General features: G+C 43.2%; 22 protein-coding genes and 2 tRNA genes. 1 reads left to right on the top strand and 23 read right to left on the bottom strand.

The window, feature by feature from the left end:
* Positions 1–30 precede the first annotated feature (30 nt).
* The 13 genes from yihA to IEU81_RS01285 all read right to left on the bottom strand — a co-directional run bounded on the left by yihA (position 31) and on the right by IEU81_RS01285 (position 12,277).
* Positions 31–618: a ribosome biogenesis GTP-binding protein YihA/YsxC gene (yihA, locus tag IEU81_RS01345; RefSeq protein WP_092594883.1), complete on the bottom strand. Its 588-nt coding sequence runs from the start codon at positions 616–618 to the stop codon at positions 31–33.
* Between the two features lie 48 nt (positions 619–666).
* A complete protein-coding gene (gene clpX, locus IEU81_RS01340) occupies positions 667–1,923 on the bottom strand; it encodes an ATP-dependent Clp protease ATP-binding subunit ClpX (RefSeq protein WP_186089931.1) in 1,257 nt (418 codons plus the stop codon).
* Between the two features lie 132 nt (positions 1,924–2,055).
* Complete coding sequence (gene tig / locus IEU81_RS01335) at positions 2,056–3,345, bottom strand: trigger factor (protein WP_186089929.1); 1,290 nt, start codon at positions 3,343–3,345, stop codon at positions 2,056–2,058.
* Between the two features lie 80 nt (positions 3,346–3,425).
* Positions 3,426–4,367, bottom strand: a complete 942-nt coding sequence (locus IEU81_RS01330; RefSeq protein WP_186089927.1) for a hypothetical protein — start codon at positions 4,365–4,367, stop codon at positions 3,426–3,428.
* Positions 4,357–4,971, bottom strand: coding sequence for an NUDIX domain-containing protein (locus IEU81_RS01325; protein WP_092594891.1), 615 nt, complete (start codon positions 4,969–4,971; stop codon positions 4,357–4,359). The genes IEU81_RS01330 and IEU81_RS01325 overlap by 11 nt, the downstream gene beginning before the upstream one ends.
* Positions 4,972–5,295: 324 nt before the next feature.
* A tRNA-Arg gene (locus IEU81_RS01320) sits at positions 5,296–5,369 on the bottom strand.
* Between the two features lie 114 nt (positions 5,370–5,483).
* Positions 5,484–9,002, bottom strand: a complete 3,519-nt coding sequence (locus IEU81_RS01315) for an LPXTG cell wall anchor domain-containing protein (protein ID WP_186089926.1) — start codon at positions 9,000–9,002, stop codon at positions 5,484–5,486.
* Positions 9,003–9,221: 219 nt separating this feature from the next.
* Positions 9,222–9,295 (bottom strand) — tRNA-Arg (locus IEU81_RS01310).
* A gap of 86 nt (positions 9,296–9,381) precedes the next feature.
* On the bottom strand, positions 9,382–9,921 hold the full coding sequence (locus tag IEU81_RS01305; RefSeq protein WP_186089924.1) for a GNAT family N-acetyltransferase: 540 nt from the start codon (positions 9,919–9,921) through the stop codon (positions 9,382–9,384).
* Between the two features lie 21 nt (positions 9,922–9,942).
* Positions 9,943–10,428, bottom strand: a complete 486-nt coding sequence (locus tag IEU81_RS01300; protein WP_186089922.1) for a metallophosphoesterase family protein — start codon at positions 10,426–10,428, stop codon at positions 9,943–9,945.
* Between the two features lie 13 nt (positions 10,429–10,441).
* Positions 10,442–11,032 (bottom strand): XTP/dITP diphosphatase, encoded by a 591-nt coding sequence (locus IEU81_RS01295; protein ID WP_186089921.1) that lies wholly within the window; start codon positions 11,030–11,032, stop codon positions 10,442–10,444.
* The gene (gene murI, locus IEU81_RS01290; protein ID WP_092594901.1) at positions 11,029–11,841 is read right to left on the bottom strand and encodes a glutamate racemase; all 813 of its coding nucleotides are present in this window, start codon (positions 11,839–11,841) and stop codon (positions 11,029–11,031) included. Before murI ends, IEU81_RS01295 begins: the two co-directional genes overlap by 4 nt.
* Complete coding sequence (locus tag IEU81_RS01285; RefSeq protein WP_092594903.1) at positions 11,834–12,277, bottom strand: MarR family winged helix-turn-helix transcriptional regulator; 444 nt, start codon at positions 12,275–12,277, stop codon at positions 11,834–11,836. Before IEU81_RS01285 ends, murI begins: the two co-directional genes overlap by 8 nt.
* A 233-nt stretch (positions 12,278–12,510) precedes the next feature.
* Between IEU81_RS01285 and IEU81_RS01280 the strand changes: the two genes are divergently transcribed.
* Positions 12,511–12,918, top strand: a complete 408-nt coding sequence (locus IEU81_RS01280; RefSeq protein ID WP_186089919.1) for a hypothetical protein — start codon at positions 12,511–12,513, stop codon at positions 12,916–12,918.
* A gap of 67 nt (positions 12,919–12,985) precedes the next feature.
* Here the strand turns inward: IEU81_RS01280 and sdhB are convergent, their stop codons facing one another.
* From sdhB to IEU81_RS10955, 10 genes are all read right to left on the bottom strand, one after another.
* Positions 12,986–13,765, bottom strand: a complete 780-nt coding sequence (gene sdhB / locus IEU81_RS01275) for a succinate dehydrogenase iron-sulfur subunit (RefSeq protein ID WP_092594907.1) — start codon at positions 13,763–13,765, stop codon at positions 12,986–12,988.
* Positions 13,766–13,788: 23 nt separating this feature from the next.
* The gene (gene sdhA, locus IEU81_RS01270) at positions 13,789–15,540 is read right to left on the bottom strand and encodes a succinate dehydrogenase flavoprotein subunit (RefSeq protein WP_092594908.1); all 1,752 of its coding nucleotides are present in this window, start codon (positions 15,538–15,540) and stop codon (positions 13,789–13,791) included.
* A gap of 14 nt (positions 15,541–15,554) precedes the next feature.
* The gene (locus IEU81_RS01265) at positions 15,555–16,166 is read right to left on the bottom strand and encodes a succinate dehydrogenase cytochrome b558 subunit (protein WP_092594910.1); all 612 of its coding nucleotides are present in this window, start codon (positions 16,164–16,166) and stop codon (positions 15,555–15,557) included.
* Positions 16,167–16,278: 112 nt separating this feature from the next.
* The gene (gene uvrC / locus IEU81_RS01260; RefSeq protein ID WP_186089917.1) at positions 16,279–18,054 is read right to left on the bottom strand and encodes an excinuclease ABC subunit UvrC; all 1,776 of its coding nucleotides are present in this window, start codon (positions 18,052–18,054) and stop codon (positions 16,279–16,281) included.
* Positions 18,055–18,106: 52 nt separating this feature from the next.
* A complete protein-coding gene (gene trxA, locus IEU81_RS01255) occupies positions 18,107–18,421 on the bottom strand; it encodes a thioredoxin (RefSeq protein WP_092594914.1) in 315 nt (104 codons plus the stop codon).
* Positions 18,422–18,597: 176 nt separating this feature from the next.
* Positions 18,598–20,925, bottom strand: a complete 2,328-nt coding sequence (locus tag IEU81_RS01250) for an endonuclease MutS2 (RefSeq protein ID WP_092594916.1) — start codon at positions 20,923–20,925, stop codon at positions 18,598–18,600.
* Complete coding sequence (gene polX / locus IEU81_RS01245) at positions 20,918–22,630, bottom strand: DNA polymerase/3'-5' exonuclease PolX (RefSeq protein ID WP_092594918.1); 1,713 nt, start codon at positions 22,628–22,630, stop codon at positions 20,918–20,920. The genes IEU81_RS01250 and polX overlap by 8 nt, the downstream gene beginning before the upstream one ends.
* Positions 22,631–22,658: 28 nt before the next feature.
* A complete protein-coding gene (locus IEU81_RS01240) occupies positions 22,659–23,192 on the bottom strand; it encodes a CvpA family protein (RefSeq protein ID WP_092594920.1) in 534 nt (177 codons plus the stop codon).
* Positions 23,189–23,458: a cell division protein ZapA gene (zapA, locus tag IEU81_RS01235; RefSeq protein WP_092594922.1), complete on the bottom strand. Its 270-nt coding sequence runs from the start codon at positions 23,456–23,458 to the stop codon at positions 23,189–23,191. Before zapA ends, IEU81_RS01240 begins: the two co-directional genes overlap by 4 nt.
* 123 nt (positions 23,459–23,581) lie before the next feature.
* On the bottom strand, positions 23,582–23,854 hold the full coding sequence (locus IEU81_RS10955) for a hypothetical protein (protein ID WP_231957118.1): 273 nt from the start codon (positions 23,852–23,854) through the stop codon (positions 23,582–23,584).
* Between the last annotated feature and the right edge of the window lie 12 nt (positions 23,855–23,866).

The raw sequence follows: 23,866 nt of genomic DNA, 5'->3' as shown, positions 1-23,866 counted from the left end.
TAATTATAAATTAGTGTGATATCAAGCCTTCTACACAAACTTTTGTAAAGCTGTCATAATTTCAGGCAGATTTCGCTTGTCCAGGGAAGAAAATGGGAAAATCTGGTCTTCAGCTTCCATTTCCAGATCTTTTTTAATAATACTGATATGCTTCTGGATTTTACCGCGGGCAATTTTATCGGCTTTCGTTGCAACGATAATTACCGGCAGTTCGTAATATTTCAAGAAATCATACATTGAAATATCATCGGCTGTCGGCGGATGACGCAGGTCGACCAGCTGCACGACACATGTCAGTGTTTTTCTTTCAGTTAAATAACCTTCGATCATGCCGCCCCACTTTTCGCGTTCTGACTTCGACTGTTTAGCATAGCCGTAGCCCGGCACGTCGACGAAGACAAATTTGTTATCCGCGTTATAAAAGTTCAGGGTAATGGTTTTACCCGGTTTTGATGAAGTGCGAGCCACACCTTTACGGCCGCACATTGCATTAATAAATGATGATTTCCCGACGTTGGACCGGCCGCTTAAGGCGATTTCTTTTAAGCCTGTTTCCGGGTAATGTTCCGGACTGACGGCTGAGGTAATAATATCTACATTGCTTGGATTAATTTTCATAGAGTCACTTCCTTTAAAAAAGGCTGTCGCAATGACAGCCTTTATAATTTATGCACTTTTCTTGTCTGCTTTAATTTCTTCACCGTCCGCATCGTAAATGAGTGGATCCTTTTCGTCGATAATTGTTTCTCTCGTAATGACAACTTTCTTAATGTCGTCGTTAGACGGCACTTTAAACATAATGTCCACCATGCGTTCTTCAATAATAGAACGGAGACCGCGGGCACCAGTTTTACGTTCAATCGCCAGTTCAGAAATCGCATCGAGTGCATCTTCTTCAAAGACGAGTTCAACGTCATCGATCGCCATCATTCTCGTATACTGTTTAACGAGCGCATTTTTAGGCTCAGTTAAAATAGATTTCAGTGCATCGACATCGAGCTCTTCTAAGTAGCTGATAATCGGTACACGGCCGATAAATTCAGGGATCAGACCGTAGCTTTGTAAATCGTCCGGACGGACTTTAGCCATTAAGGCATCCTTATCCGTAAAGTCTTCAGTCGCTCCGCCGAAACCGATCACTTTGTCGCCGAGGCGGCGTTTAATAATATCTTCCATGCCGTCGAACGCTCCGCCGAGGATGAAGAGAATATTTGTCGTGTCGATTTGGATAGATTCCTGGTTCGGATGCTTGCGTCCGCCTTGAGGCGGTACACTTGCAGTAGTTCCTTCAAGAATTTTAAGGAGCGCCTGCTGCACGCCTTCACCGGATACGTCTCTCGTAATCGAAGTATTTTCGCTCTTACGTGCGATTTTATCGATTTCATCGACGTAAATAATGCCTTGTTCAGCGCGTTCAACATCGAAGTCCGCTGCCTGGATTAAACGAAGGAGAATGTTCTCCACATCGTCGCCGACATAACCTGCTTCAGTTAAACTTGTTGCATCAGCAATGGCAAACGGCACGTTTAATGAACGAGCCAGCGTTTGAGCAAGGAGTGTTTTACCGCTCCCTGTCGGGCCGATTAAAGCGATGTTGCTTTTCGCGATTTCGACTTCGTCTTCATTGCTGTTGTTAATACGTTTGTAGTGGTTATATACTGCCACACTCAGTGCGCGTTTCGCGTTCAGCTGGCCGATGACATACTCGTCAAGTGATTCTAAAATCTCCTGAGGTTTAGGAATATAGTCAAATACAGCAGTGTGATCCATTTTTAGTTCTTCTTCTATAATTTCGTAGCACAGTTCGATACATTCGTTACAAATATATACGCCGCTGCCTGCGATCAGTTTTTTGACCTGTTCCTGATCTTTACCGCAGAATGAACAAGTTAAATCTGTATCGTCTTCGTTAAATTTAAACATTTATATACACCTCATTATATACTTCCAATAAAATATACTAAAAAAGCCGCATAAAATCAATTGAGCTGCATATTGATGAAAAGCTCTACACGATACGTGCAGAGCTCCTCATCTATGTGGTTCAGTTACAGCCTACTCAGCTTTTTTACGGTTGTCTACAAGGACATTTAAAGCTTTTTGGATTTTAACGTCTTCTTTAATCATTTCTGCATCGCCAAGTGCTTTTTTAACATCGTCAAGCGGCATGCCGAATTGTTCTGCTAAACGGTTTAATTCAGCATCAACATCTTCGTCAGTCACTTCGATATTTTCTTCATCAGCGATTTGTCTTAATGTTAAGTTCGTGCGGACGCGTTTTAAAGCATCTTCTTTCATTTGTTCACGGAGTGCGTTTTCATCTTGACCTGACAGCTGAGTGTAAAGTTCAAGGTTTAAGCCCTGCTGTGATAAGTTTTGTTCGAATTCCTGAAGCATGCGTGAAGTTTCAGTATCCACCATTGCATCCGGTACATCGATATCAGCATTGTCAGCTGCTTTTGCAACTAAGCTTTCTTTCAATGTCACTTCGTAGTTGTTTTCTTTTTCAGCTTTAACTTCTTTAGAAAGTTCAGCTTTTAGTTCGTCGACAGTTTTAGCGTCGCGGTTTTCTAATTCGCTGACAAATTCGTCAGTTAATTCAGGTGTTTCTTTTTGTTTCAGCGCGTTCACTTTAACTTGGAACACTGCTTCTTTTCCAGCTAACTCTTCAGCGTGGTATTCTTCAGGGAAAGTGACGTTAACGTCTTTCTCCTCGCCGATTTCCATGCCGACCATTTGCTCTTCAAAGCCTGGAATGAATGAGTTTGAACCGACTTCGATTTCGTAGTCGTGAGCGTGTCCGCCTTCGAAAGCTTCACCGTCAACAAAACCGTGGAAATCGATAGTTGCGACATCGCCTTCTTCAACAGTACCTTCTTCTTTAACAACTAAATCAGAGTACTCTGTTAAAATGTGATCGATTTGGTGATCGACTTCTTCGTCAGTCACTTCAGTATCGATTTCTTCACCTTCAAGGTTTTTGTATTCGCCAAGTTTAACTTCAGGCTCAACCGTTACAGTTGCTTTAAGAATAACATCTTTACCTTTTTCGATTTGTTCTACTTCCACATCAGGCTGAGCAACTGGTGTAATACCAGCCTCGTCTACAGCTTTTCCGTAATTTGCAGGTAAAAGAATGTCTAATGCATCCTGATAAAGTGATTCTACACCAAAACGTTTCTCGAACATTTGACGCGGTACTTTACCTTTTCTGAATCCGGGCATGCTGACTTCTTTTGATACTTTTTTAAATGCTTCATCTAAAGCAGTATCTAATTCTGCGCTCGGAATTGTAATTGTTAAGATTCCTTCGTTACCTTCTTGTTTTTCCCATGTTTGAGACATAATACATTTTCCTCCATTAAGTCGTTTTTCAATTAACCTGTATATTATAACACATACATATACTGATTCAAATGATTGATTTACAGCGAGTTTTCGGCAATCTCCCGCTCCAGTTTATCGAGCCAGTCCACAACTTCTTTGTCAGCTGCAGCACTTTCTTCCATGCCGAGCATCGCTTCGATGCGGCTTAAATAGGCACTGACGAAAGCATTGCTCGTAAAGCCTGGGTTCACAGGATACATATAAATTGCGTGGCCCATAATGAGCTCTTTCGCTGCTTCGGTAAATGACGGGTTGAACGCTTCGACTTCGTCGACGACTTTTTGCAGCACGTCGTCTATCATAAAGTAGTCCTCTAATTGAGTCAGCTCAGACGGCTTAACCGCCATTTTAACACCGCATTTCTCAATTTTCAGCGTACCATTGTAGCGCACGCTGTGCAAATATAAAAGCATTGCCGTCTGCAATTCATTTCTTTTTGTTTCGTCAAATACTTCGATGATCAGATCGATATAAGCTAAATCATGCGTCTCAGTAATCTGCTCTAAAAACTCGAGCTTTTGAAACAAATGATAGGAATCGAACGTCTCTCTCGTGACATCGGGTGTTTTATCGGTAAAAATCCCGCGGAGCTTATTGGCCGCATGCTGTCTTAAGGATAAGATATCGATGCGAAAGCCCTGGGGAATCGGCTCGTCGAGTAAGTGGCTGGAAAACTCCAGCACCTCTTCGTAATTGCCCATATCGTTTAAGGCTTTCAGCATATACACCATGTGCGTTTCGTAATTGCCGTCGCCGCTGTTCATCTGCTCGAGCGTATAATCGACGAGCTCGCCTTGCCGGTTCGCCTGTAAGAGCGTTTCGTAGAGCATTTCCTCAGCATGCTCAGACGGCTCTGTCAGCGCTGTATAGCGGTTAAATGTTTTTAAAAAGCGGTCATTTTCACCGCTTTCGAAATACGATTTTAAATCGCGCTCGAACTTTTTAATAAAGCGCTGGTGGCTCGTGACCTTATTGTCCATACGCATCACGGATAATTAGCTCGCTCCACGATTCGTAAGGCGACATCGTTTCGAGAACGTCATTTTTAACCCACTCGAGTGCAATCGTGTCCACTTCGTTATTAATAATTTTATTTTTATCCACGTCGATTTTTAAGACGAGCCCGATATGAACCTTGCCGACTTCATTGTCGTCGTCATTAATTAAGCCGTGGATTTCTATATTTTTTACATCATCTTCTGCTAAGCCGACCTCTTCAGAGAGCTCACGCGCTGCGTTAATTCTCAGCTTGCCTTCGATATCATCTTCCTCTGCCACGTCGTTCATATGGCCGCCGACGCCGATCGATAACAGACCGTGCAGACGAGACTCCCCGCCACCTTCAAGACGTTTGTAAACGAGCGTTTCATCGTCGTTGGTAATGATGCAGTAGCTGATCAGCTGCTTGTAAGCCGGATCCTCTTCCATATCGCCGCGGCGCTTCACTTCAAAGCTGCCGAAAGTCTTGACGATTTCCTTATAGCGATTATCATCTTTTGAAATAAAGCCGTTAAAGGCATTTGCTTCCATATCAAATAATGTGTCGCGTTTTACTACTAATATTTGTTCATCAAATTTACTCATGTATAGTCTCCTCGCAGGCTGAAAAATTGTTTTTGTTTTGAATGATTGAAGAAAAATGCTCCCTAAAATTATTTAGAGAGCATTATATTTTAAATGTTTATTAAGTTAGCAGGCTCTGGCTGAAACTGCTCTAATTTAGCAATTGCTGCCTGTAATCTTTGATGTGATATTGGGTTAAAAAGTTAACCCTTAAACACACTTCCGATACGAATCAACAACATTCTCCAAGAGTATTCGGTTGTCTCTCGAGAAGTAATTGTAGACGAAATATGGCCATTATTCAAGTAGGTTATTAAAAAGGCCTATATCAATATAAATCATTAACGTCCCGGGAGGGAGTCGAACCCACGGCCTATGCCTTAGGAGGGCACCGCTCTATCCAGCTGAGCTACCGGGACAAAATATCATATTAAATAAATTTATCATAAAACTTCTCATAATAAAATATGCTTTATTGATAAAAAGAAGCCCCCGCAACCTAAATGGAGGCGGAGGCTTAAGATATCATTTAATTATTTATCTGTAGTTTTTCTTCTCTTTACCAGGAAACCGAGGCCAAGTGCTGCCAGGATGCTTGCAAATAGTGTTGTACTTTGTTCTGGAACACCAGTGTTTGGCAGCATTTCTGTTTCATTAGCTCCACCAGATCCACCCTGGTCTGAACCGTTTGAATCAGCAGCACCCGCTTGTCCTTCATCATCAGAATCCTCAGCTTGCCCTGTATATACAGCTGAATGATTATTTGCATGATTAGAAGCACTGTCATCGGCATCGCTATCTTTATCGTTTGAAACAACAGGTGCAACGGAAGTATTATCTTCATTAGACTTGCCGTACACTACAGCGTATTGGCTGAAGCCGCCCGTTTGGAATACCGCATAGCCGCCGTCAGTTGTGAAATTCACCGCTTCAAGCGTTTCACCGATATCACCCAGGTAGTAAACATTCGATACGAAACCATTCGCCGGTAAGTAGACAGTGACAGGGCTATTCAAGCTGTACAGCGTACCATCAGCATTCAGCACGTGAATGTCATATAAATCGTGATCCGCATTAATGCTGCCGGAAGGATTCATAGCAGTGACAACGATAGACTTGCCGTTAAGCTCATCACTCTGGCTGACAATGCGCACACCCGTCGCAGCATCTTCTATAGAAGAAGTGACATCGTCATCCGCTTCGTCTGCATCATCATTCACCTCTGCAGGTGTGTCATCTGAGTCATCATCTTGTTCATTAGAAGCGTTTGACTCTTGATTGCTGGAATCGTCGTTGGAATCATCAGATTGATCGTCGTTTTCTTGTTGAGAATCATCGGATTGATCGTCGTTTGTATTATTCTCTGAAGCTGCATCATCCTTGCTGTCATCCGATTCATTAGCATCGTCATCCGACTGAGACGGTTTTTCAGGAGACTCAGGTTTTACGTCATCATCCTGCTTGTTATTTTCAGCTGTGTCGTCTGAATCATCGTTGGAATCATCGTCAGTGTTGTTTTGATCATCTTCTGCAGGTGTGTCGTCGGAGTCATCGTTGGAATCATCATTTGAGTTGTTTTGATCATCCGCTGGTTTTTCTTCATTTTGATCGTCATTTGAATCATCGTCTGATCCTACATTTGAATTCTCATCATCCTGGTCATCTGATTCATTTGAATTATTATCATCATCTTCTGCAGGCGTATCATCTTCAACCGGTTCTTGATCATCAGACTCGTCTTCATCCGGCGTTTCCGGCTGAGTTGGTTCTGATGGTTCTTCTGGTTGAGTCGGTTCCTCTGGTTCTGAAGGTTCTTCAGGTTCAGTCGGCTCCTCAGGAGTTTCTGGTTCCTCCGGCTGAGTTGGTTCCTCTGGCTGAGTCGGTTCCTCTGGCTGAGTCGGTTCTTCCGGCACATATTCCGATGCCATTACATCACCGGCATACATCCAGCCCAGTTCAACCCCGTCTTCATTTTCAAGCAGGTAATATTCATCATAGTTATAAGTCGCCGTTCTCTTAACATAGAATGTCTCGCCTAAAAGGTCACTGACACCTTTCGTTCTAACATCAGTTACACTTTCATACAGACCGCGGTTCTGACGCGTAATCTCACCTTGCAGACTTGTTGTGCCTTCTTGAATCGGCATCGCAATTTGCGGCGTCGTGCGTTTATTGTACATATCGTCATAACGCTGTCCGATCAAGCTGATGACATCGTTGTATGCATAATCAAAGCGTGCAAAGTACTCATACGGGTCAGGCGAATTTGTTCCACCTAGGTGATTTGAAACTGCAACGTGAGAGTACAATGTTCCCTCTCCTGTTTCCTCAGCACTCACCACTGGCAATTTATATTTGTATAAAAGATTCGCAATGTAATCTGCATAGTTGTTGATCGATTTAGCAAAGTCGTGGGCGTTATCATGACGCACCAGTTCCACATGCATGTGCAGCTGGTTTGAGACAGGGCCCGCGCCGTATGCCAGATAGTCAGTGTCTGCAACCTGGATAATGTTATTCGCATCGACGAAAGCGTGCACGAACGCATTGTCCTGATTTTCTGTCATGTAGCTGATTTCACCGTGAATTGTCGAGTTGTCGTTACCCACATCGTGCAGCACGACACCTTCGGGTTTACCAACCACACCATTTTCCGGATTCCAGCCGTGATTTGAGTAGTACTCATATTTCGGTAAGCCAGGCATATAGTCATACTGGATCGGCGCCACTTCAAAATTATTTTCAGCGATATAATCGTTGATATCTGTAATCGCCTGAGACAACGACATTGTGCTGACCGATCTTGTTGCCGCAAAGACTTCATCCGCATTGATCTCTGCATTGTTTGCCGCAAGCTCTTCACTTAATTGACTCAGCATTTCCTCGTCGACTTCAATATCATCCGCATTCTCTTCTAAAAATGCCGACTGCTCTTCTGCCGATAAACTCCCAAGTTCTTGCTGCAGAGTCTCAGAATCATATTTATATGTATCTGCTTCTTCTGACTCTGGCGTTTCGCTTTCTGCTGCTTCACTATCCGCTTCAGCTTCAGCTGACTCTTCAGTGTTTTCTACTGTGTTGTTGTCAACTTCTTTTGAATCTGATTTAGCATCTGATTCTTCTGCTTCCAGAATTTCAGTGTCTTCTTCAGTTTCAGCATCTTCTGCTGTTACTTCTTTCTCTGTTAATTCTACTGATGTTTCTGTGTCTGCAGTGTCTGTAGTCTCTTCAGCCACTTCAGTGGATTCGGAAGTTTCTGTGTCTACTTCTTCAGTCTCTTCGGCAGCAACTTCTGCTTCAGAATTAGTTTCTGATACGTGAGTTTCTTCAGCCTGATCAGTTTCTACAGGAAGTTCTTCTGTTGTTTCTTCGACTTGTTCTGTCTCAGCAACTTCTTCGACTGGTTCACTTACTGCTTCTGCAGCTTCTGTTTCTTCAGTGACCGCTGCTTCTTCAACCGCAGTGTCTTCTGCATCTGTTTCTGAAATTTCCTCAACAGCCTCTTCTTCTGCAGGCGCTTCTACAGCTACAGTCTCTTCTTCGGCAACTGCTTCAGGTTCAACAATGTCTTCTTCTGCTGGAACTTTAGTCGTTTCTGTCTCAACCGTTTCTTCAACTGGCTCAGCTGGAGCTTCTTCTGCTTCCTCTACAGGTTCTTCACTTACATTTTCTGTTTCAGCAGTTTCTGACGTTTCTACTTCAGCAGTTTCTTCCGATTCATCTGCCGCTCCTGATTCTTCAACGGCATCAGAATTTGCCGCACTCTCTTCTTTTTCCGCTTCTGCATCGTCAGCTTCATCAGCTGATTCTTCAGTCTCTTCATCTTCACTTTCGGCGTTCGGTTCTTTATCGTTTGATTCTTCTGCTGCGTCTTCTGACTCAATCGTGTCTAAATCAGTTTCTGATGTTTCTTCATTCTCTGAATAGATTTCTGTCTTCTGACCAGAATACTGCTCGTCCTGATCTACTTCTTCTGCGTTCGCCACAATTGTTGAGGCAAGGAGACTCGTGGAAACAAGTGTCGGGATAATTAAACGATTTTTGTATTTCATTTTCGATCTCCGTAAAAAGTGTATTCTTACTTAGTATATAAAACTTGAAGGTACATTTGTTGGAATTTTACAAATTTAATAAAAGTTTTTAATATTTCCTGAAAACCTGTCTTCACGCCGTCCACGGTTTTTATCATTATTAATGAATATTTACAATTTTTTCATAAACAAAAATAAACCCTCACACTATACAGTGTAAGGGTTTATATAAAACATTGACGTCCTGGGAGGGATTCGAACCCCCGACCGATGCCTTAGAAGGGCATTGCTCTATCCAGCTGAGCTACCAGGACACGCTTAATTAACACAAGTATTATTATAACCAAACCCGACAGTGAAAGTCAATGCATTTTTCAGGTTTTTTAATATAATGTTAATTTTACGTTAACCAGTCCATTTTCAGCATACGATAAAGTGCGCAGTCATGGTAATGGTCGTATAAAAACTCATAATCTTTCATGACAGCTTCCTGCGTAAATTCCAGCTTTTCCGGAATTTTTCTGCTTTTTTCATTATTTACACCTGCAATAATTTCAATCCGGTGCAGTCCCATTTCTTTAAAACCGTAGTCGATTAATGCCGCAACGGCTGCTGTCATAATACCTTTTCCTGTATTTTCTTCAGCCAGCCAATAACCGATCTGGCCCCGGCGGCTCAAGCCGTCGATGGTATTGAAGCCGCATGTGCCTGTGAGTGTTCCTTCATAGTATATGCCGAGCGTCATCGCTTCACGGGCATCGTTCATTTCAGTCCACTCTTTAATGATGGGCACGTATTGCTCAGGTTTTTTCATAAAGTCTACCCAGGGCAGCCATTCGCGCAGCTGCTTTCTGTTGTCGTCCACCACTTTAAATAAATCTTTTTGTTCGTGGACTTGAATCTGTTTTAATTCAATTGCATCGCCGACTCTAATTTTCATCGCTTTGATTCCCCCTTGCATTTAGCTGCCGAGCTTAAATTCATCCATCAGTTTGTGTTTGCGGCTGTAATACGCTGCCATTTCACTATCTGTATCGATGACTAAATAACTCTCAGGATATTCATTTCTTGAAGATGTAATGCTGCCGGGATTTATCGCGTAAATACCGTTAATTTTTTCGATTTTTGCCACATGGGAATGGCCGTACAGCGCATATTTCGCACCCGTTTCAGCGGCTCTGTCTGTCAGTGTGATGCGGTCGGCTTTAATGCCGTATAAGTGGCCGTGCGTATAAAACATGCCTGTTTCTTCCAGCAGTCCTTCTTTTGGATAGTCCTCATCGCGGTCGGTATTCCCTCTGACGCGCAGGAATTTCGTCATTTCTTCATCGTTATACGGAAATTCGCTGTCGCCAAGATGGATGGCCGCATCGGGTTTAACCGTCTCGTATACTTCTGTTAAAATATTTTTTTCGTTGTGGTTATCACTAATGACTAAGACTTTCATCTTTTGAATCCCCCTATTTTTTCAGCTTATTCAGCACTTCAGTATCATTCATTAAATTTTCGAGTGCCTTACCTCTATGACTGATTTCCCCTTTTTCTTCAGATGTAATCTCACCGAGGTAAATTCCTTTTAATGTTTTAAATAGCGGGTCGTAGCCGAAGCCGCCTGATCCATGGGCTTCTCTTAAAATTTCACCGGCTAAAGTGCCTTCGTAAGTCAGCGTCTCTTCTCCCGGAATCGATAAAGCCAGCACACAAGTAAAATAGGCTGCACGGTTGTCGACGTCTTTTAATTCTTCCAGTAATTTTGCATTATTTTTCTCATCCGTCGCACCTTCGCCTGAATAACGGGCAGAATATACGCCCGGTCTGCCTTCAAGCGCTTCGACTGACAGACCTGAGTCGTCACTGATCACTGGTAAATTTAAAGCTTTCATTGCCGCTTCTGATTTTAAAATCGCATTTTCTCTAAAGGTTGTGCCCGTTTCATCCACATCGAATTCAGGCAGTAATTCTTTAATGCCCGTCACTTCAAAATCTTTAAAAATGGCTTTAAAATCGTTGATTTTCCCCTGGTTGCCGCTTGCTATTACTATTTTTGTCATGAGATACGCTCCTGTAAATATATATTTTCAATGCTGTATTCCAAATCCGGAATCCAGCTGTTCATAATCTTTTCAAAGTTATCATTTTTCCCGTGGATAAAGACCCGATGCTTTGGCGTGTCGTTTTTAGCCGTTAGCAGTTTCTTCTTATGTAATTGCACGAGGGCAATCGACACCGCTTCAAATCCCGCATCGATAATGTGTTTCTCACCGTTAAAAAATTCATCGATATACTGTTCAATAATCGGGAAATGCGTACAGCCGAGAATCACCGTGTCCGCCTCTGTATTTTTGTACGGTTCAAGTTTTTTATAGACGCAGTCTCTCGTTATGTCAGGATCTTTGTAATCCAGATTTTCAATGAGCGTGACGAACTCCGGACAAGCCAGATTGTGAATGTTCACATCGGGATCCAGACTCAGAATACCTTCTTCGTAAGCACCAGATTTTATCGTACCTTCCGTCGCGAGAAGCAGCATTTCGTTGTTGTCGCTTTTTCTTAGCGCACCGAGTGAGCCCGGATTAATGACACCGTAAACCGGCACATCCACAGCATCACGCAAGGCCGGCATGACTGCCGCCGTCGCTGTATTGCAGGCAATAATCACGGCCTTGACACCTTTATCGATTAAAAAATTGACGGCCTCTGTCGTATAACGCTTCACGTCTTCGTGACTTTTCGGGCCGTATGGACAATTGAAGCTGTCGGCAAAATAATAGACCGTTTCTCCCGGCAGTGCATGAATAATTTCTTTCATAACCGTTAAACCGCCGACGCCGGAATCCATAATTCCTATCGGTTTATTCATAAGATATTCTCTCACTTTCCTTTAAAACATGTTCGAGCGCACCGGGCAATACCTCACGCTCTGCTTCGCTCAAATGGGCTGTGATTTTCGCAATGTAATCGATACGCTTATCGATGACCTGCTGAATAATCTCTTTGCCCTTATCCTCCATGCTGACGAGGACGAGCCTTTTATCTTTTTCAGAACGATTGCGCTTGACATAATTGCCGCTCTCCAGCTTGTCGACGATATCCGTCGTCGTCGAATGGGCCAAATACATTCTGTTGGCGAGCTCGCCGATCGTAATACCATCCTTGTCGCCCACCCACTGCAACGCAACAAATTGGAGCGGAGAAATATCGTGATGCTTTAAAATCTCCCTGCCGTTCACCCTGACGTGCGACGCGATATAGCGCAATGATTTTTCAATTGATATCGTTTCCTGCTCATCATACATAATAGCCAGTCCCCTTAAATATCCTTTAAGAATATAATAACGTAAATCGAAAGAAAAAAATAGACAGAGGTGTGTTGACTAGCGTCTATCACTATTTTGATGGATTGATGGGTGCATATTCGTGTCATGTGATCAGGAATGATGTGAAACTTGGAATCCTGCTCATTTTTTGTGCGGGTGGTGAGCAAGGTGATGATAAAAATGCATAGCTTGCTCATTATTTGGGCGAAAGTGTGCAAGATCAGCACAAAATCTGCGAGCTTGCTCATTATTTGGGCGAAAATGTGCAAGGTCAGTACAAAGTCTGCTACCTTGCTCATTATTGGAGCGAAAACGTGCAAGATCAGCCCAAAATCTGCGACCTTGCTCATTATTCAGGCAAAAACGTGCAAGGTCAGTCTAAAATCTATGACCTTGCTCATTATTGGAGCAAAAGTGTGCAAGGTCATCACAAAATCTGCGACCTCGCTCATTATTCAGGCAAAAACGTGCAAGGTCAGTCTAAAATCTATGACCTTGCTCATTATTGGAGCAAAAACGTGCAAGATCAGCACAAAATCTGCGACCTTGCTCATTATTCAGGCAAAAACGTGCAAGCCACGCCCAATATCACAGACCTTGCTCACAATTCAGGTAAATAACCCAATCCCAATACAAAAACAGGCCCGCCGCAACAGCGGTGGGCCTGCCTCATCATATATAGATAGATTAGTTTACTTCGTGGTCACTGCCAAAGAATGATTTGAACATGTGGAATGTTGTTTCGCGCTGCATAGAGGCGATTGATGTTGTTAAAGGAATGCCTTTCGGACATGCTTCAACACAGTTTTGTGCCATTCCGCATTCTGCAATGCCGCCTGTACCCATTAAGGCATCGAGACGTTCATTTTTTGACATGCTACCTGTCGGGTGCAAGTTAAAGAGTCTAACTTGTGAAATTGGTGCAGCACCCATGAATTTAGATTTGCTGTTAACGTTCGGGCAAACTTCAAGACATACGCCGCATGACATACATTTTGATAATTCATAAGCGATTTGACGTTTTTTCTCAGGCATTCTTGGTCCTGGTCCAAGGTCATACGTACCATCGATTGGTACCCATGCTTTAACGCGTTTTAAGTTGTCGAACATGAATGAACGGTCTACCTGCAAGTCTCTCACTACAGGGAAAGTGCTCATCGGTTCTAATTTAATCGGCTGCTGATATTGATCAACCAGTGCAGTACATGATTGACGTGCGTTGCCGTTAATTACCATTGAACATGCGCCGCAGACTTCTTCTAGACAGCTTGAGTCCCATGTTACTGGTGTTGTTTTTTGTCCTTTGGCGTTCACAGGGTTTCTTTGGATTTCCATTAGGGCACTGATGATGTTCATGTTTGGACGGTATGGAATTTCAAACTCTTCCCAATATGCGCTAGCTTCCGGATTTTCCTGGCGTTTAATACTTAGCTTTATTGTTTTTGTTTCAGTTGCTGTATTACTCATTTATATTTAGCCATCCCCTTCTACTAATGTTTCGCTGAATAGTCGCGTACACGCGGCGGAATTAAGCTCACGTCTACATCTTCGTATTCGAATCTAGGCGCTTCTTTCGGTCCTTCAAAGAATGCTTTCGTTGTTTTCAGCCATTCTTCATCATTACGATCCGGGAATTCCGGTTTGTAGTGCGCACCGCGTGATTCGTTTCTGTTGTATGCTCCGATTGTAATCACACGGGCAAGGACTAACATGTTCCACAGCTGGCGCGTGAAGAATGCGGCCTGGTTGCTCCATTTCGCTGTATCGTTAATGTTAATTTGCTTGTAGCGTTCCATTAACTCGACGATTTTCTTATCAGTTTCAAGCAGTTTATCGTTGTGACGCACCACTGTAACGTTGGCAGTCATAATTTCTCCAAGTTCCTTATGGATAACGTACGCATTTTCCGTACCGTCCATAGCAAGGATATTGTCGAATTTCTCCTGCTCAGCTTGAGCAAATTTGTCGTAAATTGAATCGTCGATATCTTCATAAGATTTTTCAAGATCTTTCACGTAGTCTACCGCATTTGGCCCTGCAACCATACCGCCGTAAATTGCTGACAGTAATGAGTTGGCGCCTAAGCGGTTGCCGCCGTGCTGTGAGTAATCACATTCCCCTGCTGCGAACAGTCCGGGAATCGATGTCATCTGATCGTAGTCGACGTATAATCCGCCCATAGAATAGTGGACTGCCGGGAAGATTTTCATCGGTACTTTACGCGGGTCGTCGCCTGTAAATTTCTCGTAGATTTCAATGATACCGCCGAGTTTTACATCGAGTTCGTGCGCATCTTTATGTGATAAATCAAGGTATACCATGTTTTCGCCGTTAATCCCGAGTTTCTGGTTTACACACACGTCAAAGATTTCACGTGTGGCAATATCGCGGGGTACTAAGTTACCGTAATCCGGATATTTTTCTTCCAGGAAGTACCAAGGCTTGCCGTCTTTATAAGTCCAGACACGTCCGCCTTCACCGCGCGCTGATTCACTCATGAGGCGAAGTTTATCGTCTCCGGGAATTGCTGTCGGGTGAATTTGAATGAATTCGCCGTTAGCGTATACTGCACCTTGCTGATAAACGACTGATGCTGCTGATCCTGTGTTGATCATTGAGTTCGTCGATTTACCGAAGATAATACCAGGTCCGCCTGTTGCCATAATTACTGCGTCTGATTTAAACGTTTTAATTTCACCGCTCGTAATTTCCTGAGCAGTAATACCGCGTGCTTTGCCTTCGTCGTCAACGACTACGCCTAAGAATTCCCATCCTTCGTACTTATCGACTTGACCTTCGACTTCAAAGCTTCTTACTTGCTCATCTAATGCATAAAGCAGCTGCTGGCCAGTCGTTGCACCTGCATAAGCTGTACGGTGGTGCAGCGTGCCGCCAAAACGTCTGAAGTCTAAAAGTCCTTCGTCTGTTCTGTTGAACATAACGCCCATACGGTCCAGTAAATGGATAATTTTTGGCGCTGCTTCCGTCATTGCTTTAACTGGAGGCTGGTTTGCTAAAAAGTCTCCCCCGTAAACTGTATCGTCAAAGTGGATGTAAGGCGAGTCGCCTTCACCTTTCGTATTAACCGCACCGTTGATTCCGCCCTGTGCACACACTGAGTGTGAACGCTTAACCGGAACAATTGAAAATAGATCTATATTCGCACCAGATTCTGCTGCTTTGATCGTTGCCATTAAACCTGCGAGTCCCCCGCCGACAACGATTACTTTATTATCCGCCATTATTTACACTCCTTTTATACAAACGCAAATATTGCCATAACTCCGATTGTAGAAATGACTAAGAATACTAAGATTGCTACGTAGCTCATTACTTGCTGAGACATTTTCGACTGTGTAATACCCCATGTGATCATGAATGACCACAGACCGTTAGCAAAGTGGAACACTGTTGCAACGACCCCTACAAGCCAGAATACCAGCCAGAACGGGTTAGCCACAACTTCCTCAACCATCTGGAAGTTCACTTCTTCTCCTAGGAAAACCTGGAAGCGAGTCTGATACACGTGGACCGCGATGAAAATAAACGCAATCACACCTGAAATTCTTTGCAGCAGGAACATCCAGTTTCTGTATGTTCCGTATCTGCCCACATTGTTTTTAGAAGTAAATGCGATGTAAACACCGTAAATACCGTGAAACAGAATTGGTAAGTAAATGATGACTATTTCGAGCACAATAACGAATGGCAGGTTACCCATAATACCCGCTGCGAAGTTAAATGCTTCTTCACTGTATGTAGCGGTAAAGTTAACAAGTAAATGCTGGATTAAAAAGACACCCAGTGGAATAACTCCGAGCAATGAATGTAATCTGCGAATGTAAAAACCTGAATCTTGATTCGACACAAAAGACCCCCCTATCTATTATCAACAAACTTTAACTCTTATTTTACCCGTAATAATTTTACAAATCAAGATAGGGTTTAATCTTTTGCAGAATATTTATACATTCAAGTCCTTACGGCTGTTCGCTTAGTTTTCGAACGATATTTTCAGCGACATTTTTCGGGATGCCGATGTCTGTGAAATCGGTCACATTCTTTTCTTTCATTCTTTTTATTGAGCCAAATTTTGAAAGTAACTTTCGCTTTCTGGTCGGTCCGACCCCGTCGATATTATCGAGCTGGGACACAATAGACGTTTTTCGCCGTGTATTTCTATGAAAAGAAATCGCAAATCTGTGCACTTCATCTTGAATTCTCTGCAGCAGATAAAAACTCTGGGAGTTTTTCTTCATGGTTACGATTTCGGCCGGATCGCCGTACAGCAGCTCTGCTGTCGAGTGCTTATCGTCTTTAGCGAGACCAGCGACTGGTATATCGAGCGACAGTTCGTTCAGTAAAACATCTTTAACGGTATTCATATGCCCGACCGCTCCGTCGACGATAATTAAATCGGGCAGCGGCAGACCTTCTTTTAAGACGCGGGTATATCTGCGTCTGACCGCTTCAGCCATCGACGCATAATCATCCGGGCCCTGAACCGTTCTGATTTTATATTTGCGGTAGTCCTTTTTAGACGGTTTGCCATCGATAAAAGACACCATGACACTGACGGGGTCCGCGCCTTGAATATTCGAGTTATCGAAGGCTTCAATGCGGCGCGGCGTCTCAATATTCATTAAGTCCCCGAGCGTTTCAATGGCTTTGATCGTGCGGGCTTCGTCTCTGGCAATCATTTCGAATTTGTTTTCCGCGGCGATTTTAGCATTTTTTGATGCCAGTGCCACCATTTCTCTTTTAGCGCCGCGGAGCGGTGTTTTAACCGTTGCCGGCAGGGCTTCATCAAGAAGTGCTGCATTGAACTCTTTAGGAATATGAATTTCCTTCGGCATCAGGTTAGAGTTTAAATCGTAGAAATGCATAATGAATCTGAAAAACTCTTCTTCAACATCGTCGTTCATCGGAAACATTTCTGCTTTTTTCTCAATTAATTTACCGCTTCTGATAAAGAGCACTGAAACAGACATCCAGCCGTTATCCACCGCATAGCCGAAACAATCGCGGGCGGTCATATCGCTGGTCAGCATGTTTTGCTTCAGCATCGTATTTTCAATGTGTCCCATTAAGTCTCTGTATTCCTTCGCTTTTTCAAATTCCAGCTCTTTTGCAGCTGCCTGCATTTTGTCTTCCAGCTCTTTCATGACCCCATCGGTTTCGCCGTTTAAAAAGTTCGTGATGCCGTCAATCATTTCCTGGTTTTGTTCGTCTGAAACATTGAAAACACACGGGCCGAGACATTGTCCAATGTGATAGTAGAGACACAGCTTATCCGGCATGACATTACATTTTCTAAGCGGATAAATTCTGTCCAAAAGTTTCTTCGTTTCATGGGCGCTGTAGGCATTCGGATACGGGCCAAAGTACTTGCCGGACTTCGGTTTAACCGTCCGGGTGACGACGAGTTTCGGATGTTTTTCCTTAGTAATTTTTATAAAAGGATAGCTCTTATCGTCTTTTAGTAAAATGTTATATCTCGGATAATGCTTTTTAATGAGTGTATTTTCTAAAAGCAGCGATTCGATTTCCGATTGAGTCACGATAAAGTCAAAGTCGACAATATCCTGGACGAGCCGCATGGTTTTCTCATCATGGGCGCCGGTAAAGTACGATCTTACTCTGCTGCGCAGATTTTTTGCCTTACCCACGTATATAATTTCACCGTCGCTGTTTTTCATTAAATAACAGCCGGGTTCTACGGGCAGGACGGACAGTTTAAGTTGTAGTTCTGACATTGTTACACCTTCTCTATAAAAAAAGCCGCCAAATTGGCGGCTTTAATTTAAATTAAGCATGTTTTTCTATTAAAGCAGAAAGCTGCTCTTTAGGCTGGAATCCAACCACTTTATCCACAGGCTCGCCGTCTTTGAATAGAATTAATGTTGGAATGCTCATTACTTCGTATTCGCTTGCTGTTGCCTGGTTATCGTCAACATTTAATTTAGCAATGTTTGCTTTGCCTTCAACTTCAGGTGCTAATTCTTCAAGGATTGGAGCGATCATTTTACAAGGCCCGCACCATGGTGCCCAAAAGTCTACCAGTGTTAAGCCACTGCCAATTTCTTCTTTAAATCCTGCATCGTTCACTTCAATTATAGCCATCTAAAACTACCTCCATATTTGTAATGCTTTAAGTATACAACAATTCAAATTCTCACTCAATGGTATTGCTTACACGAAGTAAATCAAATAGATGATCCCGCTTATAAACATTAACACACTGATAACAATTAACACTTTCGCAAGTTTATACATATCAAAATTATCCATCAGTTCACCTACTTCATTTCTACTATCGTGACGCCAAAGCCGCCTTCACTCGGCATGCCGCCTCTGAATGATGCAACTTTCGGGTGGCGTTTTAAGTACTGCTGCACCCCTTTTTGAAGTGCACCGGTCCCTTTGCCGTGTATAATTTCCACGTCGCTGAAATTCGATAAAAGCACCTGATCCAAGTAATGTTCGAGGCGGATCAGGGCGTCTTCATAGCGCTCGCCTCTTAAGTCGAGCGTACGGTTGACATGCGTTTTATTTTGACGGATGGTCACCGGTTTTTCTGCCTTTTTGGCTTTTCGTTTCTTCACTTCGGACTTATCGAGCTTCATTTTAATTATACCCATCTGCACTGTCACTTCATCGCCGTTTAAACCGATAACTTCCCCTTTTTGACCGTAGGTCAGCACATCAACTTCGTCGCCGGTTTGCAGCACTTCTTCAGTTTCATTGCGGATATCTTTTTTAATGTCGCTTTGATAATAACTGTCCGACAGTTCTTTTTTAGCGTTGATCAGCTCGTGTTCCTGAATGCTGTCCGCGCCGAGTGATTTCATCATTTCAAGTTCTTTAATAATTTCAGCAGCTTCCTGTTCCCGCTGTTTAACGATGCGGTTGGCTTCATCTTTTGCCTTCTGCATGAGCTTTTCTTTGTATGCTTTAAACTGCATATTGTTGTCTGTCAGTTCTTTTTGCAGTTTTTCCGCCTCGTTCATCAGCTCGCGCGTTTGATGTTCATGTTGACGCGCTTCAGTCGTATGGCGCTCGAGCGCTGTGATCATATCGTTGACTTCCATATTATCTCTGCCGGTTAAATTGCGGGCACGTTCGATGACGTCACCATTTAAACCGAGCTTATCCGATATTTCAAAGGCATTCGATTTACCAGGAATCCCCATTAATAATCTGTAGGTTGGCGATAAAGTACTCACATCGAATTCAACACTGGCGTTAATGACGTCTTCTCGCGTATAGCTGAAAGATTTCAGCTGAGGATAGTGCGTAGTTGAAATAATTTTTGACTGTCTGTCGAGCAGGTATTCGATAATGCTGATGGCGAGGGCCGCCCCTTCTTCCGGGTCGGTGCCGGCGCCGAGCTCATCTAAAATGATGAGAGAGTCTTGATCTGCCGCTTTTAAGATGTTGGCGATATTTGTCATATGGCTGGAAAAAGTCGACAGAGACTGCTCGATCGACTGCTCGTCACCGATATCTGCATAGACATTTTTAAAGACCGAAATCGATGAGCCGTCACGTGCCGGAATCGGAATGCCGGCCTGGGCCATTAAGACCGATAGGCCGACGGTTTTAATCGTTACGGTTTTACCGCCGGTGTTCGGCCCTGTAATAATCACAGCTTTCGTTTCCGGTTCGATAATAATATCGTTTTTCACGACGGTTTCACTGTCGATTAAAGGATGGAAAGAACCGATTAAACGGATGGATTCATCTTCTGAAATTTGCGGTTTGGTCCCTTTAATATGGGCACCGTATTTCGCCCGGGCGAAAACAAAGTCGATATGGTGGAGATTTTTATCGTGCTGATATAAGTCTTCTGCAACTTCGTTCACTTGATTCGTTAAGTCTGCCAAAATTCTAGTAATCTCCGCCTGCTCTTCTTCTTTTAAGCCTGAAATATTATTTGTCATGTCGACGATAGCCGACGGTTCCAGGTAAATCGTCTGCCCGCTTTGAGATGAATCGTGGATAATGCCTTTGAATTCATTGCGGTAATCGACGTTGACCGGAATCACATAGCGGCCGTTACGCATCGTAATAATGCTGTCGCTGAGTTTTTTCTGGTTTTTTCTGACAATATCGTTCAGGCGGTCGCGGATTTTCTGCTCTTCAGAACCGATTTTCCTGCGGATGCGGAGCAGGTCTGGTGATGCGTGATCCAGCACCGTGACTTCGTCGACGGTTTCCGTGATTCTTTTATACAGAAAATGGATATCTTCCAGCGTGGTGATATAAGGTGAAATGCTTGGTAAGAATATTTCATCCGTTTCGAAAGCTTTTAGCAGACTTTCGAGCATATTTTTTCTGTTTAAGAGGGATTTTATCTTGTTAAAATCGCTCACGCCTAAAATGCTGCCGATCTGCGCACGTTTGACAAAAGGTTTAATATCGCTAATCCCGCCGAGTTCAACGTGACGGTAGCGCAGCATAGTCGATGCATTGTCGACTTCTTCTATAATATTAACAACTGTATCGTAATCCGTTTCAACGATTGAAAAATTTAATTGTTCTTTTGTCTTATCGCTGATTGCAAATGTTTTAACGGAATTCAAAATCTTATCGAATTCCAGGGTGGTGAATGTTTTATCATTCATTAATATCACTCTGCTTATCTTTATTAATATATGCTTTAAATTCTTCTCTTGATAAAGTGTTTAAAACTTGGGAGGTTTTAACAAATCCTTTTTGCAGTGTCGACACACCGTAATGCATAAAGTCTAAATGATCGGTATGGTGCGCATCAGTATTCACTGTAAACATGACATTCTGATTGGCGATCGCATCGCTCGATAAGTCGAGCCGCTGTGGATTGGCGTTAATTTCCAAAATTGTGTTCGTTTTTTCGGCATAGTCAAAAAGTTCTTCCATATTTACTGGGTAACCGTCTCTGACACCAATTAAACGTCCGGTCGGATGCGCAATGTGACGGACGTACGGATTATCCATAGCCGTTTTTAAACGGTGCATAATGTCTTCTTCCGATTGCTGGAAACTCGAATGAATGGCTGCGATGACATAATCCAGCTGGCTGAGTATTTCATCAGAATAATCGAGCGTTCCATCGGCTAAAATATCCATTTCTGTCCCGCTGTAAACATCGATATCATCGTATTCCTGATCGATTGCCCTGATTTCTTCCAGCTGCTCAAGCAGGCGTTCGTCACTTAAGCCGTTAGCCACACGCAGACTTTTCGAATGGTCGGTAATAACGATGTAGCTGTAGTTTTTTTCGCGCGCAGCTTCAACCATTTCCCGGATGCTGTTGGCACCGTCGCTGTACACCGTGTGCATATGCAGGTCGCCTTTAATATCCGACAGACTGACAATTTCTGAAATGTCGATATCGGTTTCCTTGCCTGTTTCGCGCATCGCCGGTGGAATATAAGGTAAATCAAAATAATGATAAAATTCTTCTTCTGATTGAAACGTCTTCAGACCGTCAGGTGTTTCAACACCGTACTCGCTAATTTTCTCGCCGCGGCTTTTCGCAATCTGACGCATTTTAACATTATGCTCTTTTGAGCCTGTAAAATGCTGCAGCGTAGAAATATACTCGTCGCCGTTTACAAATCTGAAGTCGACGTTAATTTTATCGAAATCATGTTCGATTTCAAGGGATAGTTTTTTATCGCCCTGGGAGACAATTTCTGTGACGAAATTTTGTTCAATCATCGTCTGAGTAAATAATTGATAATCCTCCACTTTAACGATAAAGTCCAAATCCCTGGACGTTTCTTTGGTCCGGCGGCCGCTGCCCGTCATATCGTAACGTTCCACGCCCGGGATTGTGTCGATCACATCAGTGATGACCTGCTTGAATTTTAAAATACGGTTAATCGGATAGCGTTCCGGCCGGTTCAGCACGGTTTCAATCGATTTTAAAATATTCTCTTCAGTCTTTTTGCCGAAGCCTGACAGCGCGCTGACTTCATTGTTTTCACACGCAGCCTTTAATCCTTCCAGCGTATCGATGCCGAGGGCATCGTGGATTTTCGCAATTTTCTTCGGACCGAGGGTCGGGAGTTTCAGCATACGGATCAGGCCCGGCGGGACTTTATCGGTTAAATCTTTAAGGACCGATGATTTGCCTGTCTGCACGAATTCGGTAATGACGTCATTCGTGCCCTTGCCGATACCTTTGAGTTCGCTGAAATCGGAAATCTCGTCGAGTGTCCGCCCGTCAGTTTCTAAAGCCGCTGCCGCTTTTCTGTAGGCCGATACTTTAAACGGGTTCTCCAAATTCAATTCCATATAGACCGCAATTTTCTCGAGCAGTCTGATTACATCTTTTTTAGTCATGTCTACCTCCGAAAAAAGAGCCATATCTCTATGACTCTACTTGTATCCATTCTATTAATTTGTCCGATACTATAAATGTGTGTTCCATTATAAATGAGGCCAGGCCGGAATCAGCAAGCCCTTCCTGTATTGGGAAATAAGGAATGGTTGCAATGAAAAATAAAATAACAACGAGTAAGTATACCGCCTCAATCAAGCCGAGCACTGTGCCCGCGATACTTGAAAACAAGCCGCTTGAAGTAATTTGTTGCAAGTAGTCAAAACCGCTCACGATAATTTGAATAATCACCTTACTCACTATAAAAATGATAAAAAACGCAAACATATAATAGTAAGCATACTCAAGATTAGCCACTTCACTGAGTACGGAATTTGGATTTTCCTGTGCAGTTGACGGATACGGCATCACTAAATAAAACTTGCTGCCGAGTGTTTCGTAATTTAATGAAGCGATAATCAGTGCTGATATGGTACCGATTAAGTGGAGCAGCTGGAGCACTGCGCCGCGGCGGTAACCGACAATCAGCCCGATTAAAAGTATAATTAAAAGTATTAAAGTCATAAATTAGTTCCCTTTTTCAGTGCGCTGTTCTCACGTTCGAGCGCATCATATTTTTCTTTTAACTTTATATAATCATCCATGATATTACAAGCTGTAAGCACCGCTTTACGCTTCGTATCCAAGCCGGGATTTTTCGAAGCAATCGCTTTAATATCGCTGTCCACCCGGGCAGCCACCTCTCTCAGATGCGCCGGATCCTCCTGGCCGACCAGCGTATAATAGTCATTATATATGTTTACAGCAATGCGTGTTTTTTTACCGCTCATGTGACATTGCCCCCATCTCAATATAATTTCTGACACATTTACCTATTTCAATATTTTATTATACTTATCCCATAATGTGAATACAAGGAATTAAAATGATGCGGTATAGGCCGCTGGGCTTGGTCATAGCACAAAATTGGCAAGCCTGCTCGTGATCGCCGTGAAAATGAGCAAGGTCTGCTTAAAATTGGCGAGCTTGCTCATAATGGCAGCGATAATGAGCAAGGTCAGCACAAAGTCCACGTTCCTGCTCATAATTGCAAGGAAAACGAGCAAGGTCAGCATAAAATTGACGAGCCTGCTCATAATGACGGTGAAAATGTGCAAGGTCTGCTCAAAATTGGCAAGCCTGCTCATAATTGCAACGAAAACGAGCAAGCTCAGCACAAATTCCACGACCCTGCTCAT

The sequence above is a fragment of the Jeotgalicoccus aerolatus genome (assembly GCF_014635205.1).
Taxonomy (GTDB): Bacteria; Bacillota; Bacilli; order Staphylococcales; family Salinicoccaceae; genus Jeotgalicoccus; species Jeotgalicoccus aerolatus.
This window is presented reverse-complemented; position numbering and strand designations above follow the sequence as displayed.

Bases quoted from the DNA above. Each gene is read 5' to 3' on its own strand.
- polX (WP_092594918.1), bottom strand. From the start codon at position 22,630: ATGACTAAAAAAGATGTAATCAGACTGCTCGAGAAAATTGCGGTCTAT.
- IEU81_RS01315 (WP_186089926.1), bottom strand. From the start codon at position 9,002: ATGAAATACAAAAATCGTTTAATTATCCCGACACTTGTTTCCACGAGT.
- IEU81_RS01295 (WP_186089921.1), bottom strand. From the start codon at position 11,032: ATGACAAAAATAGTAATAGCAAGCGGCAACCAGGGGAAAATCAACGAT.
- sdhA (WP_092594908.1), bottom strand. From the start codon at position 15,540: ATGGCGGATAATAAAGTAATCGTTGTCGGCGGGGGACTCGCAGGTTTA.
- IEU81_RS01285 (WP_092594903.1), bottom strand. From the start codon at position 12,277: ATGTATGATGAGCAGGAAACGATATCAATTGAAAAATCATTGCGCTAT.
- murI (WP_092594901.1), bottom strand. From the start codon at position 11,841: ATGAATAAACCGATAGGAATTATGGATTCCGGCGTCGGCGGTTTAACG.
- IEU81_RS01250 (WP_092594916.1), bottom strand. From the start codon at position 20,925: ATGAATGATAAAACATTCACCACCCTGGAATTCGATAAGATTTTGAAT.
- trxA (WP_092594914.1), bottom strand. From the start codon at position 18,421: ATGGCTATAATTGAAGTGAACGATGCAGGATTTAAAGAAGAAATTGGC.
- IEU81_RS01330 (WP_186089927.1), bottom strand. From the start codon at position 4,367: ATGGACAATAAGGTCACGAGCCACCAGCGCTTTATTAAAAAGTTCGAG.
- tig (WP_186089929.1), bottom strand. From the start codon at position 3,345: ATGTCTCAAACATGGGAAAAACAAGAAGGTAACGAAGGAATCTTAACA.
- zapA (WP_092594922.1), bottom strand. From the start codon at position 23,458: ATGAGCGGTAAAAAAACACGCATTGCTGTAAACATATATAATGACTAT.
- clpX (WP_186089931.1), bottom strand. From the start codon at position 1,923: ATGTTTAAATTTAACGAAGACGATACAGATTTAACTTGTTCATTCTGC.
- uvrC (WP_186089917.1), bottom strand. From the start codon at position 18,054: ATGTCAGAACTACAACTTAAACTGTCCGTCCTGCCCGTAGAACCCGGC.
- IEU81_RS01240 (WP_092594920.1), bottom strand. From the start codon at position 23,192: ATGACTTTAATACTTTTAATTATACTTTTAATCGGGCTGATTGTCGGT.
- yihA (WP_092594883.1), bottom strand. From the start codon at position 618: ATGAAAATTAATCCAAGCAATGTAGATATTATTACCTCAGCCGTCAGT.
- sdhB (WP_092594907.1), bottom strand. From the start codon at position 13,765: ATGAGTAATACAGCAACTGAAACAAAAACAATAAAGCTAAGTATTAAA.
- IEU81_RS01305 (WP_186089924.1), bottom strand. From the start codon at position 9,921: ATGAAAATTAGAGTCGGCGATGCAATTGAATTAAAACAGATTCAAGTC.
- IEU81_RS01325 (WP_092594891.1), bottom strand. From the start codon at position 4,971: ATGAGTAAATTTGATGAACAAATATTAGTAGTAAAACGCGACACATTA.
- IEU81_RS01300 (WP_186089922.1), bottom strand. From the start codon at position 10,428: ATGAAAGTCTTAGTCATTAGTGATAACCACAACGAAAAAAATATTTTA.